We start from the raw sequence: 15,293 nt of genomic DNA, 5'->3' as shown, positions 1-15,293 counted from the left end.
GCCGATGCCGCGGGTCGCCGCGGGGATCGGATCCCGCGCGTAACTTGGCCGACACCTGGGTTCCCGCGGCGTCCCGCGTCCAGCGTGAGGAGACTTCTTGGGCCATGCCCCCGGCGCACCAGGCGCGTGGGGACGATGAGGCCTGTCGGGAGGTCGCGTGCGAACCGTCCCGATGAACCTGAGTTTGGGACGAAACCGGATCGGGTTCTACAGCAGCATCCCGGAGGAGGACCGCACCGTCAGCGACTTCCCGGCCCGGGACACCAAGTGGGCGAAGGCCAGGGCAGCCGCCGAGGCCTGCGCGGCTGAAGGAAACGTCCGGGACGACTCGGCGACGGTCTCGTCGGCCTCGTTAAGGAGGACCCAGGACCAGAGATGCTCGGCCTGGCGGATCTGGAAGTGCATGGCGAATCCACCCCGTAAGGTCTGGACCATCATTCGCCGCGAAAAGGCCTTGCGGGTTAATGGGTTGCGCCGCCAAAGTCGAATAGTCGACAAACCATCGACTTGTCCGCGCTTTCACCGCTCTTCACAGCGTGGCGTCTGCATCAGGCCTGCGACGTGACCTGGAGGGAGGGCCGACGATGGCAACTTCCACGCCCGGCAGCGTGCTGGAAGATCGGGACGGGCGCGGCGAAGGATGCCGAACAACAAAAAAAGCAAGGCCTGAGGCCTTGCTTTTCAAGCTGCAGTGGCTCGACCTTTGATTATCCTACGCATTGCCTGCGTGGCGGTCGGTTTTCCTCCCGAGACTCGGACCCTGCGCCACCTCTTGCGGGCGTCGTAAACATCACGCGCCGCTTATAGGAACAACAATTCGTGTTGTCACCGGGTGCGCGAGAAAAATCTGCGCTTTCTTGCCGGCAAATGGGCAGTTCGATTCCTATTGCGGCACCGCGCCCGGTCGGCCTGCCCTCCGGCGGCGCGGCCGGATTACGCGCTCTGTCGGCCGACGGTGCTTGTAATTTGCGTCCCCGGCGTGTTGTGTGCCCGGGCGCCTCGGTGCCTCCCGGCCGGATCCAGGCCGAACTCCCCGAAGACAAGCCTCCGAAAACATGCGTCTGTCTCGCTACTTCATGCCGACCTTGCGCGAGACGCCCAAGGAAGCCGAGATCGTCTCCCACCGTCTGATGCTGCGCGCCGGTTTGGTGCGCCAGGAATCGGCCGGCATCTACGCGTGGCTGCCGCTCGGCCTGCGGGTGCTGGAGCGCGTCTGCGCGGTGATCCGCCGGGAACAGGATCGCTCCGGCGCCATCGAGATCCTGATGCCGACCGTGCAATCGGCCGAGCTGTGGCGGGAATCCGGGCGCTACGACGCCTACGGCAAGGAGATGCTGCGCCTGAAGGACCGGCACGACCGCGAGATGCTCTACGGCCCGACCGCCGAGGAGATGGTCACGGAGATCTTCCGGGCCAGCGTGCGCTCCTACAAGGACCTGCCCAAGAACCTCTACCAGATCTCGTGGAAGTTCCGCGACGAGGTGCGGCCGCGCTTCGGCACGATGCGCTCCCGCGAGTTCCTGATGAAGGACGCCTACTCGTTCGACTTCGACCAGGCCGGGGCGCGCCACGCCTACAATCGCATGTTCGTGGCTTACCTGCGCACCTTCGCGGGGCTCGGCCTCCGGGCGATCCCAATGCGCGCCGATACCGGCCCGATCGGCGGCGACCTGTCCCACGAGTTCATCATCCTGGCCAAGACCGGCGAGAGCGAGGTGTTCTGCGACCGGGCCTACCTCGATTTCGAGACCCCGCCCGAGACCGTAGACTTCGACGACGTCGCGAGCCTGCAGGGCATCGTCGACGCCTGGACCTCCCATTACGCCGCCACGGACGAGATCCACGAGCCGGAGGCCTTCGCGGAGGTGCCGGAGGCCGACCGCCTCGCCGCCCGGGGCATCGAGGTCGGGCACATCTTCTATTTCGGCACCAAGTATTCCGAGCCGATGGGTGCCAAGGTCACCGGGCCCGACGGGATCGAGCGGCCGGTCCACATGGGCTCCTACGGCATCGGGCCGAGCCGGCTGGTGGCTGCGATCATCGAGGCCAGCCACGACGAGGCCGGCATCATCTGGCCGGACTCGGTCGCCCCCTTCGATGTGGCCCTGATCAACCTCAAGGTCGGCGATTCCGGCACCGACGCCGCCTGCGCGCAGATCCAGGCGGACCTCGAGGCGGCCGGCCTGTCGGTGCTGTACGACGACCGCGACGAGCGGCCGGGCGCGAAATTCGCCACCGCGGACCTGATCGGCCTGCCCTGGCAGGTGATCGTCGGGCCGAAGGGCCTGGCCGAGGGCAAGGTCGAGCTGAAGCGGCGCGCCGGCGGCGAGCGCGAGAGCCTTGCGACCGTCGACCTGCTGGCCCGCATCCGCCGCGTCTGAGCCGGCAAGGGGCGCCAGCGCGGCGGCCGGCCAATTTGCCGGCGGCAATTCTGCTTCAATCCGTGTTTAGGCATCATTTTCGCCACTTGAGCGGCGACAACGCAGCCAATGGTGCTTAGGGCTAGGCCGATGACTGGAGCAGCGGCGATCGACCGGGTGAGGGGCTTCGCGGCCTCCTTGCGCGAGGGGACGGCCCCCTTCGCGCCGTTCGAGTGGATCATCGCCGGCCGCTACCTGCGGGCGCGTCGCCGGGGTGGCGGCGTGTCGGTGGTGGCGTTCTTCTCCGTCCTCGGCATCGCGCTGGGCGTCGCCACCCTGATCATCGTGCTCTCGGTGATGAACGGGTTTCGCGCCGAGTTGCTCTCCAAGATCGTCGGCATCAACGGTCACCTGTTCGCCACGCCGATCGACCGCCCGTTCAACGACTGGGTCGACCTGTCGGAGCGCCTGTCGAAGGTGGCGGGCGTGCGCGCCGCAGTGCCGCTCGTGGAAGGCCAGGCCTTCGCCTCGTCGCAGTTCGGCGGCTCCGGCGTGATCGTGCGCGGCGTGCGCGCCGCCGACCTCGACGCGTTGGCCGCGGTCTCCAGCGCGATCCGCGGCGGCACGCTGGAGGGGTTCGATGACGGCACCGGCGTCCTGATCGGCCGGCGGCTCGCGGATTCCCTTGGGCTTCAAGCCGGGGACAACATCACGCTGGTCACGCCCAAGGGGTCGTCCACGCCCTTCGGCACGGCGCCCAGGACCAAGAGCTACGCGGTCAAGGCGGTGTTCGAGGTCGGCATGACCGAGTTCGATCAGACCTTCGTGTTCATGCCGTTGACCGAGGCGCAGGCGTTCTTCAACCGGGAGAGCGACGTCAGCATGATCGAGATCTACGTCGACAACCCCGATCAGGTCGGCGACATGCGCGAGCCCCTCGAGATGGCGGCCGAGCGCCCGATCCTGCTGACCGACTGGCGCCAGCGCAACCGCACCTTCTTCGGGGCGCTCGAGGTGGAGCGCAACGTGATGTTCCTGATCCTCAGCCTGATCGTGGTGGTGGCCACGCTCAACATCGTCTCGGGCCTGATCCTGCTGGTGCGCGACAAGTCGAGCGATATCGCGATCCTGCGCACCATGGGGGCGACCCCCGGCACGATCATGCGGGTGTTCCTGATCAACGGCGCACTGATCGGCCTGGTCGGGACCCTGAGCGGTCTCGGGCTCGGGGTCCTGATCACCCTCAACATCAAGCCGATCCAGCACGTGCTGTTTCCCGGGGCCTGGGACCCGACCGTGCGCTTCCTCGCCGAGATCCCGGCTCAGATGAACCCGCGGGAGATCACCGCCGTGGTGATCACCTCGCTGCTGCTGTCGCTCGCAGCGACGCTCTATCCCTCCTGGCGTGCCGCCCGGCTCGATCCGGTGCAGGCTCTGCGCTACGGCTGACGGTCCGCACCCCATGAGTGACGCAAGCGAGCCCGCCGGCAGCCCGCCGGTGCCGGCCCTGTTCTTCGCCCGCGTCGAGCGGCGCTACCGGCAGGCCGAAGGAGCCCTAGATATCCTGCGCGGGGCCGATCTCGCGATCTGGCCCGGGGAGCTGGTTGCCCTCGTCGCGCCCTCCGGGGCCGGCAAGTCGACGCTCCTGCACCTCGCCGGCCTGCTGGAGCGGCCGGACGGCGGCGAGGTCTATATCGGCGGCCGGCCCACCGCCGCGATGCCGGATACCGAGCGCACCCGCCTGCGCCGGGAGGAGATGGGCTTCGTCTACCAGTTCCACCATCTGCTACCGGAGTTCTCGGCCCTCGAGAACGTTGTGATGCCGCAGCTCATCCGCGGCCTCGGCCGTGCCGAGGCGAAGACCCGCGCCACCGAGCTGCTGAGCTTCCTCGGCCTCAAGGACCGCCTGCCGCATCGACCGGCCGAGCTGTCGGGGGGCGAGCAGCAGCGCGTCGCCATCGCCCGCGCGGTGGCCAACGGCCCGCGGCTGCTCCTGGCGGACGAGCCCACGGGGAATCTCGACCCCGGTACCGCCGGCCACGTGTTCTCGGTGCTGATGTCGCTGGTGCGGGCCTCGGGCCTCGCGGCCCTGGTCGCGACCCACAACCTGGACCTCGCCGCCCGCATGGACCGCCGGGTGACGATCCGCGACGGGCTGATCACACCGCTCGATTGACGGCGCGGCGCGCGGAATCCCGGCCGTTCGTCATCCTGAAGGTCTTTGGATCCTTCATCGACAGGTGAGCCGGTAGCGCCGGGTGACGAGTTTCCCCGCCGCGTCGAGGGACAGTGTCGACGCCGTCCGGCTCTTGCGGGCCGAGCCGCCGTCGCAGCTGTCGGTGAAGACATCCCGGATGACCTGGCCCGGCGTCGCCAGCCCGCTGCCCGGATCGAGCTTGACCGCGGTGAGCGCCGTGACGCTCTCGCCCATGTTGTAGAACCCGGATTCGAGCAGCACGTCGCTGCGTCCGTCGCGATCGGCATCGACTGCGGCGGCGACGCGCTGATACTGGACGTCCTTGGGCAGGCGGAAGAAGCGTGCCTTCGCGCCGTCGCCGAGAACGACGAGGACGGGTGCCACCGCATTCGGAAACGGCTCGCTCGCCACGGGCGCCGTTCGCTGAACGAGATAGGCGCGCTCGCGTCTGCCGGGCCGCGTGAACGCACCTGCGGCCACCCCCAGCACCACGGAGTCGGGCCCCAGTTCCGTGCGCAGCGCTTGCGGAGCCTCTTCGGCCATGACCCGCGCGAGACGGGCCCGCTCGTCCGGCGCGACCGAAGGCTTGGCATCCCGGAAGCCGCGGTCCCGGTAATCCACGATGATATCCGTGGCCTGGGCGCTCTGCATCCATCCCAGCAGCATGACACTCGACAGCAGGCGGATCACCGCAACCTCCGGATCAGGATCATCGGATCAACGCTGTGTTGCTCCGGTCCGTCGTTCAAATCATGGCCTTCAGCCGCCGGAGCGAGCTTCGCCCGGATCGGTCTTGTCGACCGGCTTGTACGGTCGCGCTAAACATTGAGGAGAAGCAGATCGGACGAGAGCCCGGAGGGCCGGTGGCGGATCAATCGCGGACCAGCCTCCGTCACGATCCGGTCTCTTCGGGGATCGCGCGGGTCCGCCGGCAGCTTCGGCGCCTGGAGGCCCTCGCCGCACAGCATCGGTTGCGCAAGCGGATCGTCCGGGCCCTGCGCGGCGGAGCAGGCGGCGGCACCACCCTGCTCGTCCTGATGAAAGCCAAGATCGTCGGCTCACTGGCCGGTAAACTCGCGATCGCCGCGTTGGTCGGGCTCGGCCTCGCCTGGCCCCTCGTGGCGCTGGCGATCCTCGCGATCGTGGTGATGGTGGCATCGATCCTCAGCTGCGAGTCGACGGACCTCGACGGCTGCGATTGCATTCGGTCGAACCCGCGACGCGCACGGCTCAAGGCGCTGATCAAGCAGCGGCGCACATGGCTCGCAGCACCGTCGGGCCCAGCACCGCGGATCCGTGATTTCCGGATGTCGCGAAGCCCCTGAAGGCCGGCAAAGCCATCGACTCAGCGGAGCTATGCCTTCCAGTCGCCCCGAGCCCTCATCGGCGGCCGGCCTCTGCGACCTTCAGGCCGGGTCCGCGCTCGACCGTAAGAAACGCCAGCTCTTCGACGCGGTCGCAAGCGGCGATGATCGCGTCGGGGCTCTCGGCCAAGTGCGCCTTGGCCTGGGCGCAAGCGCGCGTCACCGCCGGGTCGGTCAGCAGCCGCCCCAGGACCCGTGCGGCCCGGGCCGGTCGGAAGGCGTGGCGGCTGAGGGTGGTACCCAGCGTGCGGTCCTTCAGGCGCCGCCCCTCGTCGAAATGATCGAACGCCACCGGGACGACGAGCTGCGGGATGCCCGCCGCCAGGGCCTGCGCCACCGTGCCGACGCCACCGTGGTGGACCAGGGCGGCGCTGCGCGGCAGCAACGCGCTCAACGGCGCGTAGGGCAGGTGGATGATCCCGGGCGGCAGCGGCATCGGGATCTGGCCGTCCTGGGGAGCGAGCAGGACGCCGCGACGGCCCATCCGCCGGCACACCTCCAGAGCGGTCTCGAAGAACGCGGCGCCCTGGCGCATCGCCGAGCCGTAGGTGAACACGATCGGCGCGTCGCCTTCGGCCAGGAAGGTCTCGAGTTCCGCCGGCATCGCCGGCACGTCGCCGAACCGATCGACGAGCGGGAAGCCGAGCTGCACCGCCTGGGACGGCCAGTCCGCCTGGCGCGCGGCGTACCAATCCGGGAACATCAGCAGCATGCGGGTCGGGCTGTTCCACCAATGCCGCAGCCGGGTCACCGGATCGAGGCCGAGGCGTTGACGGAGCGCGTTCAGGGGCGGCAGCGTGAACGGGCCGACCGCCACCGTGTCAGCGCCCTGGTTGAGCCAGGCCCGCAACGCCGCCGGGAGGATCCGGGGCAACGGCAGTCCCGGCAGCCGGGGCGGATCGGACCGGCTTTCGATCAGGAACGGCATCACGTGCAGAGTCGCGGCCCGCATGTCGTAGAGTTCCTGGGCGAGCCGCGCGCCCCAGGCCAGGGGCGATGCGACCACGATCTGATCGACCCCGCGCGCCCGGGTGGCTCCGAGCCAGAGGCAGGTGGTCTCGGCTACCCGCAGGGCGAAGTCGAACATCGGACGGAAGCCCCAGCGCGGATGCCAGAGTTCGGGCTGGCCGATCACGGCCTCGTAATCGGCGGCCGTGCCGAGGGGCTGGAAGTACAGACCCGCGCGCCGCGCCATCGCCTCGAACGGCGCCGGTGCGGCCAAGGTGACGCCATGCCCGCGGGCCAGGAGCATGTGGCCCAGCGCGATGAACGGCAGCACGTCGCCGTGCGTCCCGACGGCCACCAGCGCGACCTGGATCCGTCCCCCAATGTGTTGCGCGGGAATAGCCTGCTCCCTTGACCCCCCCGGTCAAATAACGAACGCCCCGATAGAGGCGGACATGGCAGCCCGCCCGATCTCCATCAAGCCACTATTTGTTTACTATGATGTAAAGCCGCAGGCACTGCACCGCTCACGCCCCTATCGCCAGAACAAAACATGAACATAATAAAGACGGAACACGGGAGGCGCGACGATGCTGAAGCGGTTGGTCCTGACCGGGATGGTCGAGTTCATGGCCTTCGGGATGCTGTTTGCGGCGGTCGGCGCCTGGGCAATAGCTCTGGCACCGGTTCGTTAGCCAGGTTCTCCCTTTCGGGGCCGAGTTCCGGCCATGCGCGGCTTATGCACAGGCGATCGAGCCGGCCGTGCCGATTATCCACAGAGGGCGCCCGAACTGGTGCGCCGGGAGCACGACCGGTGGATATCGTCAGGTTCGGCTCAGGCATACGTCGACTTGGCAAGGCCGAGCGGGGATGTTGGGCGACCCCGGATCAAGGTCGGCCATGCCACGCCAGCTCAAGGAGGTCGGATTCGTCCACCTCCACGTCCATTCGTCCTATTCCCTCCTCGAAGGGGCGCTGAAGGTCGGCTCTCTGGTCAAGGCCGCGGTCGCCGACCGGCAGCCGGCCCTGGCGCTTACCGACACCAACAATCTGTTCGGTGCGCTGGAATTCTCCGAGAAGGCGGCCGGAGAGGGTGTCCAACCGATCGCCGGGGTGCAGCTCTCGGTGGCGTTCGAGGCGGCCGACCCGCACCAGCGCACGGCTCCGACGAGCCACGGCGTCGTGCTGCTCGCCCAGGACGAGACCGGCTACGCCAATCTTCTGCGTCTGGCGAGCCGCGCCTATTTCGACACTGCGCTCGGCGAGGCGCCCCGAGTCGAAGCCTCCGCCCTAGCCGAGGCAGGGGCCGGCTTGATCGCGCTCACCGGCGGTCTGTCGGGGCCCCTCGACGCGGCGTTTCGGGCAGGGCGACCCGAGCTGGCGCTGAGCCGCCTCGGGCAGCTGAAAGCGGCCTTCGGCGAGGACCGGCTCTACGTCGAGATCCAGCGCCACGGCTCGCCCGAGGAGGGTCGGATCGAGACGGCGCTGCTCGACATCGCCGGCCGGCACGGTCTTGGAATTGTCGCGACCAACGAACCGTTCTTCGCCAAGTCCGACGATTACGACGCCCATGACGCGCTGCTCGCCATCGCGGACGGACGGCTCGTCTCGGACGAGCGCCGGCGCCGGGTGACGCCACGTCACGCCTTCAAGACCCGCGCCGAGATGGCCGAACTGTTCAGCGACCTGCCGGATGCGCTTCAGGCCACCGTCGAGATCGCCATGCGCTGCGCCGTGCGGGCGCGGACCCGCAAGCCGATCCTGCCGAACTTTTCGAAGGTCGTGGCCGAGGCGATCGCCGAGGATCACGCCGGTGAACCTGGCGTCGCGTCAGTCGCGAACGAGCCGACCGAGCTGCGCCGGCAGGCCGAGGCCGGGCTGGAGCTGCGGCTGAAGCAGCACGGCACTGCGCCGGGTTTCTCGGAGGACGATTACCGCAAACGCCTCGCCTTCGAGCTCGACGTCATCGTGTCGATGAAGTTCCCGGGCTACTTCCTGATCGTCTCGGACTTCATCAAGTGGGCCAAGGACCACGACATCCCGGTTGGTCCCGGCCGCGGCTCCGGCGCCGGCTCGCTGGTGGCCTGGTCGCTGCTCATCACCGACCTCGATCCGCTGCGCTTCGGCCTGCTGTTCGAGCGCTTCCTCAACCCCGAGCGCGTCTCGATGCCGGATTTCGACATCGATTTCTGCGTCGAGGGCCGCGAGCGCGTGATCCGCTACGTGCAGCAGCGCTACGGCGAGCGGCAGGTCGGTCAGATCATCACCTTCGGTACGCTGCTCGCCCGCGGCGTGCTGCGCGATGTCGGCCGCGTGCTGGAGATGCCCTACGGGCAAGTCGACAAGCTGACCAAGCTCGTCCCGCAGAATCCAGCCAACCCGGTGACGCTCGCACAGGCGATCGAGGGCGAGCCCAAGCTCCAGCAGGCCATGGAGGAGGAGCCGATCGTCGCCCGGCTCATCGACATCTCCAAGAAGCTCGAGGGCCTGCACCGCCACGCCTCCACCCACGCGGCCGGCGTGGTGATCGGCGATCGGCCCCTCGAGGAGCTGGTGCCGCTCTACCGGGACCCGAAGACCGGAATGCGGGTGACCCAGTTCAACATGAAGTGGGTCGAGCAGGCGGGCTTGGTGAAGTTCGATTTTCTGGGCCTGAAGACGCTTACCATGCTGCGGTGCTGCACCGACCTGCTGAAGCAGCGTGGCATCGAGATCGACCTCGCGAGCCTGCCGCTCGACAACGAAGAGACCTACAAGCCGATGGGCCGCGGCGAGACCGTCGGGGTGTTCCAGGTGGAATCCGCCGGCATGCGCAAGGCGCTCTGCGAGATGCAGGCCGACCGGTTCGAGGACATCATCGCCCTGGTGGCGCTCTACCGGCCGGGCCCGATGGCCAACATCCCGGTCTATTGCGAGCGCAAGCTCGGCCGCGACGCCGGCAACGAGGCGTCCTGGTACCCGGATCCGAAGCTGGAGCCGATGCTGAAGGAGACCTTCGGCATCATCGTCTACCAGGAACAGGTGATGGAGATCGCCAAGGTCCTGGCCGGCTACTCGCTCGGCGAGGCCGACATGCTCCGGCGCGCCATGGGCAAGAAGATCCGCGCCGAGATGGATGCGCAGCGCGATCGGTTCGTGAAAGGCTGCATCGAGCGCGGGCTGATCAAGGCCAAGGCCAACGAGATCTTCGACCTGCTCGCCAAGTTCGCCGATTACGGCTTCAACAAGAGCCACGCGGCGGCGTACGCGCTGCTGACCTACCAGACCGGATACCTGAAGGCGAACTTCCCGGTCGAGTTCCTGGCCGCCGCCATGACGCTGGACATCGACAACACCGACAAGCTCGCCGAATTCCGTCAGGACGCGCAGCGGCTCAAGATCACGGTGGAGCCGCCCTCGATCAACACCTCCGGCGAAGTGTTCGAGGTGCGCGACGGCAAGATCTTCTACGCGCTCGCCGCCATCAAGGGCGTCGGCCGCGAAGCGGTGCGGGCGCTGGTCGAGGCGCGGGGCGACCGGCCGTTCAAGGACCTGGCCTGCCTCGCCCGGCGGCTCAACCCGCGGATGATCAACAAGCGCACCCTGGAAAGCCTGGTCCAGGCCGGCGCCCTCGATTGCATCGAACCGGACCGCGCCCGGGCCTTCGCGGCGGTCGAGCCGATGATGAAGCTGGCTGCCAGCGCCGCAGAGGCCGCCTCCACCGGCGTCACCGACATGTTCGGCGGCGTGGTCGCGGCCGACGTATCTCTGCGGATCCCGCCGCACGAGGTCTGGCCGATGGCCGACACCCTCAAGCGCGAATACACGGCGATCGGCTTCTTCGTCTCAGGCCACCCGCTCGACGAGTACGGCGACCTTCTGGACAAGCTGCGGGTGCAGAGCTGGGCGGATTTCTGCCGCTCGGTCCGGGCCGGGACCGGCAGCGTCGGCCGCGTGGCCGCCTCGGTGCTCGACCGGGCAGAACGGCGGACCAAGACCGGCAACAAGATGGGCATCGTCACCCTGTCGGACCGGACCGCCCATTTCGAGGCGATCATCTTCTCCGAGGGACTCGGCCAGTACCGGGATATCCTTGAACCGGGCCGACCCCTGGTGCTCCAGCTTCAGGCGAACCTGGAGGGCGAGGACGTGCGCGCCCGGATCCTCACCGCGGAACCGCTCGATCACGCGGTCGCCCGGCACCAGAAGGGCATCCGTATCCATCTGAGCGACCCGCGCGGGGTCGCGCCGGTGCAGCAGCGGCTTTCGATGCGCGGGGAGAGCGAGGTCTCCCTGATCCTCAAGCTCGATGGCGGCGGCCGCGAGGTCGAGATCCGGCTTCCGGGCAAGTTCCAGGCCTCGCCCCAGCTCGCCGGCCTGCTCCGCACCGTGCCGGGGGTGGTGCAGGTGGAGGTGAGCTAACTCGCCGCTGAGCCACCTGCCGCCAGCACCACCGCCCGCGTACCGCCCGGCACGCGGGCGTACAGGTCGATGATGTCCGGGTTCAGGAACCGCACGCAGCCCGAAGACATCATGGTCCCGATGGTCTGGGGTTCCGTCGTGCTGTGGAAGGGACCGGCGACGCAGCGTGCCGCCGTGGTCGAGGTGCATCCAGGCTGCCCGACGGTGGTTGCCGGCCCCAAGAAGCACCGAGCCCCGCAGCCTCAGGACCGCGCCGGACGTCGGCTGCATGATCGAGGAACGCAGCTGATCCTGCCGGATTGACCTGTTGCGGATGTCACCGATCGGGGCGTGCGGCGACGCCATTCTGAGAATAATCTTCTCCGGCTATCGAGGTGCCGTAGCTGAAACGTTCCTGCGGGGACGGCAAAAGAAGCTCGGTCGCAGGCAGGAACATGTATGTCCCTCGCCGGTAGGTCCCATGCGCACCTCGCGCAAACGGAGCTGCCCGCATGTTCATGAAGATCGACCGTCTGCTGACGGAGCTACCGGAGCCGAAGAAGCCCGAGCCCAACGCAGCCGCCGCCCTGCAGGAACTGCTCGGTGGCAAGTACGGCGAGATGTCGACCCTCGGGAACTACATGTTCCAGAGCTTCAATTTCCGCAACAAGACCAAACTTCGGCCTTTCTATAGCCTCGTGTCGAGCATCTTCGCTGAAGAGATCGGACACGTCGAACTCGTCTCGACCGGCATCGCCATGCTGAACAATGGTCCAGGCAACCCGAAGAAGGACGTCGACATCTCCAAGGCACCGTTTGCCGAGATGCAGGATGTCCGCCTCGCCGGCAGCTTCCTGGCGAATGGCGGCGGCGCGATGCCGATGAATTCCAACGCCGCGTCCTGGAACATGGACATGGTCACGACGACCGGTAACCTGATCATCGACCTGCTGCACAACTTCCACTTGGAATGCGGTGCCCGCATCCACAAGCTGCGGGTCTACGAGACCATGTCCGAGCCGACCGGCCGGGAAGTCTGTGCCTACCTTCTGGTCCGCGGCTCGCTGCACGCCCATGCCTACGCACTGGCCCTGAAGAAGCTCACCGGCGTCGAGATCGAGAAGATGCTGCCGACCCCGAACATCGATCTGTCGCGGGTCCCTGAGTGTCAGAAGTACCTCGACGAGGGCAAGCACCGGCGCCTCTACACGTTCAGCGAGGCGGATTATCAGGAAGCTGCCGGCGTCTGGTCGAACGACGAGGTGGCGCTGCCGGGCGACCCGCCGGGCAACCTCGAAGTGGTTGATGGCTATCCCGAGGGCGGCAAGATTCCGGAACTCGATGGCAACTACGGGGCCTTCGCGCCGGATTACGCGCCGGAAGAAATCTTCGAGATCGCCAGCAAACTCTACAAGAAGGGGCGCTGAGTCCGCTCCGCTTGGGGCCCTTTGCCGGCGCCAAGCCATCAAGGAGGCCGCCCCGGACAGTGTGAAGCGTCTTCGTCTCCTCGGAGCAGGATGTCGAGCCGTCCTGCCTCCCCCTGCCGGACAGGGCGTTCGGCATCGTGGTCTGGGATTGATCGTTCGATCCCAGACCACCCACGTGTGTCTTGCCGCCGGAGCGCACGACGGGCAGTGCGGGTTCGACGGCAGAGTACACCGTCGACGCACGAGACGACGTGCAGCGAGCCACTGTAGCTTGACTCCAGATCCAAGCGCCCGGTGCCTTTGAAGGCCCGACGCTTAATTCAGATGTCGCAGTCGGTGCCAAGCGCCGTTACGGCACCGCGAGGCAGCTGTTCAGCGCGGCCTTCAACGCTGCCGCATCACCTTCCGCCACCGAGAAGCTCCCCACCAGGGATTGGTCACCGGCGCGTGGGCTCGTCTGCGTCCAGGTGATTCGGGTCCCGGGCTGGGCAAGCGCCAGGGCGACGCCGCGCAATGGGTCCTCACCCCGGTGGCCGCCGGTCACCGTCAGGGTGATCTGCTTGTTGGGATCGGTCGAGACAGCCCCCTGCGCTGCCATCCGCACGGAGCGGACGCTCCCCGCGCTCGACACCAGGATGCTGGTGAGCGGTGGTCCTCCTCCGTCGAGGCGGGCCACATCGAACCCATCCGCTAAATCCGTGAAGCGCTGGACCGTCAGGACCGCCGACAGGCCGGCCCCCGCGGGGTCGCAGGCGAGCCGCAGGGTCGCGGGACGCTGACCGGCGCCCAGAGTGGCGTTGCCGGCGAGTTCCACGGCGCCGGCCATCGGCCGCGACCCGTCCGGCAGGAGAGGCGTCCCCCCGGTCAAGACGTCGGACAGCCGGAAGCCGTGGGGCCAGGGGCCCGCGGCCAGCACTGCGACCGCAACCACCAGAATCGCCAGAGCCACACCGATCCTCAGCCGCATCCTGTCCTCGCCCATGGGGATCCTGGGCCGGCGGCATAAAGCATGAGGCGTGAAAGTCGAATCCAGCCTTTCGGAATCGCCATGCGATTTCAAGGAACTAAGGCGTCCTGCCAGGGTCGCGCGGGAACGGGCTACCCGAGACGATCGCGGCCGGCCCGCAACGATTCGTTCACCACGATCCATGGAAATGCCCACAACCACAGCCTGTGAGCCTGTCGGCAACTTCGTAAAAACCGATCGATCCTATGCACCCTCGCTCAACCCTGAGCGTTGCGATGCGCACCAAGATCCTCCTCGCCCTCACCCTTGTCGTCTATCTCACCACCGGGCGGGCGCCGGGTATCCGCGAGCCGCGCAACCCGGATACCGAGCAGGCGGGCGGCCGTGTGGTGATCGCGATGAAGCGCGCCTGGTCTTGAGGCTCACTGCCGCGCCGCACGGGCCTTTAGCCGCGCAGCCACGAGGGCCTGAAGGCTCCAGAGGTGGCGGTCGCGGATACCGAGCCGTTCGCAAGCCTCGACGGTCCGGAACAGGTACTCGGCGCTCGGCCCGGCATGCCCGCGGGCGGCCGCGATCTTGTCAGCGATGTCCGGGTCCGAGAGACGGCCCGCGTAGCGCTCGTTGGCTCGGTTGGCCAGGAAGGTCAGCGCCGAGACGGTCCCGGCCTCGGTCGCCACCGGCAGCCAACGGGCGACATAGCCGCGGCCGCGCATCTCCCGCCGCCAGACCGGCATCAGCGCCTCGCGGATCTCCGTCCCCGGCAGACGGAACACGACGCCCTTGCACAGGCCGCCGCGATCCAGCGCCAGGACGAAACCCGGCCGCTCCGGGGTGCCACGGAACCGCCGTTGGAGCAGACAGAAGCGGCGGTGGAAGCCCCGCACGGTCCCGATCCGGCTCTCGGCCACCGGAAATTCCGGCCGCCACATCAGGGACCCGTAGGCGAACACCCAGAGGTCATGCCCCTCCCGCCCGGCCGTGATCGCTTCGAGGCCGGGACGCAGCTCCGCATCGCTGAGCAGCTCGAGTGCGCTCGGATCGTCCGGGACCGGGGTGGCGTGGGCGCGCGCGATCAGATCGAGGCTGAGGTCGAGGGTGCGCGCGTGTATCGAGGGCATGGCCATCAACGCGGCCGGCTCACCGCGCGTTGCCGAGGGCGTCCAGTTCCGGGAACGGCTGGCTGCGATGGCCGGTGCAGACCTCGTCGTCGTCGATCACGTCCAGCCGGTCGGCGGCGTAGCGCATCACCGCCTTGGGCCGCTCGGGCTTGCCGAAGGTCCGGCCGCTCATCCGGCTCGACACGCAGTAGATCGTCCGCCCGCCATCCTCGATCGGCCCGGCGAGCCGGCTGCCCGCGAAGCGCACCGGCAGCAGCGAGACCGAACCGAAATCGACCTGTTTCAAGGCGAGCGCGGCAAGCCGCTGCTTCAAGGCCGGGGAGGGCGCTTCCGCGGCAACGGGCTTCGCCGCCTTGGGCGCAGCCCGCGCGCCGGTGAGCGTCAGGGCCAGGACAAGAACCAGAACTGCGGCGCGGCGCATGGGCGTGATTCCTTTACGGCCACGCTAAAGCTGCGCCGCCGGCGCGCAAAGGCGGCGTGGCGGCCGAGGAGCGCTTATATGGAGATCTCTTGCGGATCACCGGCGTTCGCCGAC

14 protein-coding genes and 1 pseudogene are annotated in these 15,293 nt (G+C 68.1%); 8 read left to right on the top strand and 7 right to left on the bottom strand.

The annotated features are described in order from the left end of the window. Positions 1–207: 207 nt before the first annotated feature. Positions 208–405, bottom strand: coding sequence for a hypothetical protein (locus FV242_RS22685; protein WP_147909303.1), 198 nt, complete (start codon positions 403–405; stop codon positions 208–210). Between the two features lie 179 nt (positions 406–584). Here FV242_RS22685 and FV242_RS36135 point away from each other — a divergent pair, with 179 nt between their 5' ends. The 4 genes from FV242_RS36135 (at position 585) to FV242_RS22670 (ending at position 4,536) form a co-directional block, all read left to right on the top strand. Next, positions 585–707, top strand: a complete 123-nt coding sequence (locus tag FV242_RS36135) for a hypothetical protein (RefSeq protein WP_281407091.1) — start codon at positions 585–587, stop codon at positions 705–707. Positions 708–1,055: 348 nt separating this feature from the next. Further along, positions 1,056–2,381: a proline--tRNA ligase gene (gene proS, locus FV242_RS22680; protein WP_147909304.1), complete on the top strand. Its 1,326-nt coding sequence runs from the start codon at positions 1,056–1,058 to the stop codon at positions 2,379–2,381. A 129-nt stretch (positions 2,382–2,510) separates the two neighbouring features. Continuing rightward, on the top strand, positions 2,511–3,809 hold the full coding sequence (locus FV242_RS22675) for a lipoprotein-releasing ABC transporter permease subunit (RefSeq protein WP_147909305.1): 1,299 nt from the start codon (positions 2,511–2,513) through the stop codon (positions 3,807–3,809). 13 nt (positions 3,810–3,822) lie between these two features. After that, the gene (locus FV242_RS22670; protein ID WP_147940496.1) at positions 3,823–4,536 is read left to right on the top strand and encodes an ABC transporter ATP-binding protein; all 714 of its coding nucleotides are present in this window, start codon (positions 3,823–3,825) and stop codon (positions 4,534–4,536) included. Between the two features lie 54 nt (positions 4,537–4,590). On the opposite strand, the gene FV242_RS22665 is transcribed toward FV242_RS22670, so the two are convergent. Further along, entirely contained in the window at positions 4,591–5,247 is a 657-nt protein-coding gene (locus FV242_RS22665; protein ID WP_147940495.1) for a hypothetical protein, read from the bottom strand. Positions 5,248–5,420: 173 nt separating this feature from the next. Here FV242_RS22665 and FV242_RS22660 point away from each other — a divergent pair, with 173 nt between their 5' ends. Beyond that, positions 5,421–5,882, top strand: coding sequence for a hypothetical protein (locus FV242_RS22660; protein WP_246692828.1), 462 nt, complete (start codon positions 5,421–5,423; stop codon positions 5,880–5,882). 55 nt (positions 5,883–5,937) lie between these two features. Here the strand turns inward: FV242_RS22660 and FV242_RS22655 are convergent, their stop codons facing one another. Continuing rightward, positions 5,938–7,239 carry a glycosyltransferase gene (locus FV242_RS22655; RefSeq protein ID WP_147940494.1) on the bottom strand — a complete coding sequence of 434 codons (1,302 nt, stop codon included), beginning with the start codon at positions 7,237–7,239 and terminating at the stop codon, positions 5,938–5,940. Positions 7,240–7,766: 527 nt separating this feature from the next. Here FV242_RS22655 and dnaE point away from each other — a divergent pair. After that, positions 7,767–11,267, top strand: coding sequence for a DNA polymerase III subunit alpha (gene dnaE / locus FV242_RS22650; protein ID WP_147940493.1), 3,501 nt, complete (start codon positions 7,767–7,769; stop codon positions 11,265–11,267). On the opposite strand, the pseudogene FV242_RS22645 reads toward dnaE, so the two are convergent. Further along, a pseudogene (locus tag FV242_RS22645) lies at positions 11,264–11,413 on the bottom strand (L,D-transpeptidase); the annotation flags it as partial. The gene dnaE and the pseudogene FV242_RS22645 overlap by 4 nt on opposite strands. Positions 11,414–11,758: 345 nt before the next feature. On the opposite strand from FV242_RS22645, the gene FV242_RS22640 reads away from it, so the two are divergent. Continuing rightward, on the top strand, positions 11,759–12,673 hold the full coding sequence (locus FV242_RS22640; protein WP_147853587.1) for a manganese catalase family protein: 915 nt from the start codon (positions 11,759–11,761) through the stop codon (positions 12,671–12,673). Between the two features lie 349 nt (positions 12,674–13,022). On the opposite strand, the gene FV242_RS22635 is transcribed toward FV242_RS22640, so the two are convergent. Then, positions 13,023–13,655: a hypothetical protein gene (locus FV242_RS22635; protein ID WP_246692827.1), complete on the bottom strand. Its 633-nt coding sequence runs from the start codon at positions 13,653–13,655 to the stop codon at positions 13,023–13,025. Positions 13,656–13,915: 260 nt separating this feature from the next. On the opposite strand from FV242_RS22635, the gene FV242_RS34735 reads away from it, so the two are divergent. Further along, on the top strand, positions 13,916–14,059 hold the full coding sequence (locus tag FV242_RS34735) for a hypothetical protein (RefSeq protein WP_187278516.1): 144 nt from the start codon (positions 13,916–13,918) through the stop codon (positions 14,057–14,059). Between the two features lie 3 nt (positions 14,060–14,062). On the opposite strand, the gene FV242_RS22630 is transcribed toward FV242_RS34735, so the two are convergent. Then, a complete protein-coding gene (locus tag FV242_RS22630; RefSeq protein ID WP_187278515.1) occupies positions 14,063–14,758 on the bottom strand; it encodes a gamma-glutamylcyclotransferase in 696 nt (231 codons plus the stop codon). A 19-nt stretch (positions 14,759–14,777) separates the two neighbouring features. Beyond that, entirely contained in the window at positions 14,778–15,179 is a 402-nt protein-coding gene (locus FV242_RS22625; RefSeq protein WP_147940492.1) for a hypothetical protein, read from the bottom strand. Between the last annotated feature and the right edge of the window lie 114 nt (positions 15,180–15,293).

Origin of the sequence: Methylobacterium sp. WL64 (genome assembly GCF_008039945.1) — a bacterium.
GTDB lineage: Bacteria > Pseudomonadota > Alphaproteobacteria > Rhizobiales > Beijerinckiaceae > Methylobacterium.
The sequence above is the reverse complement of the archived record's forward strand: the minus strand, read 5'-3'. Positions and strand labels throughout refer to the sequence as shown.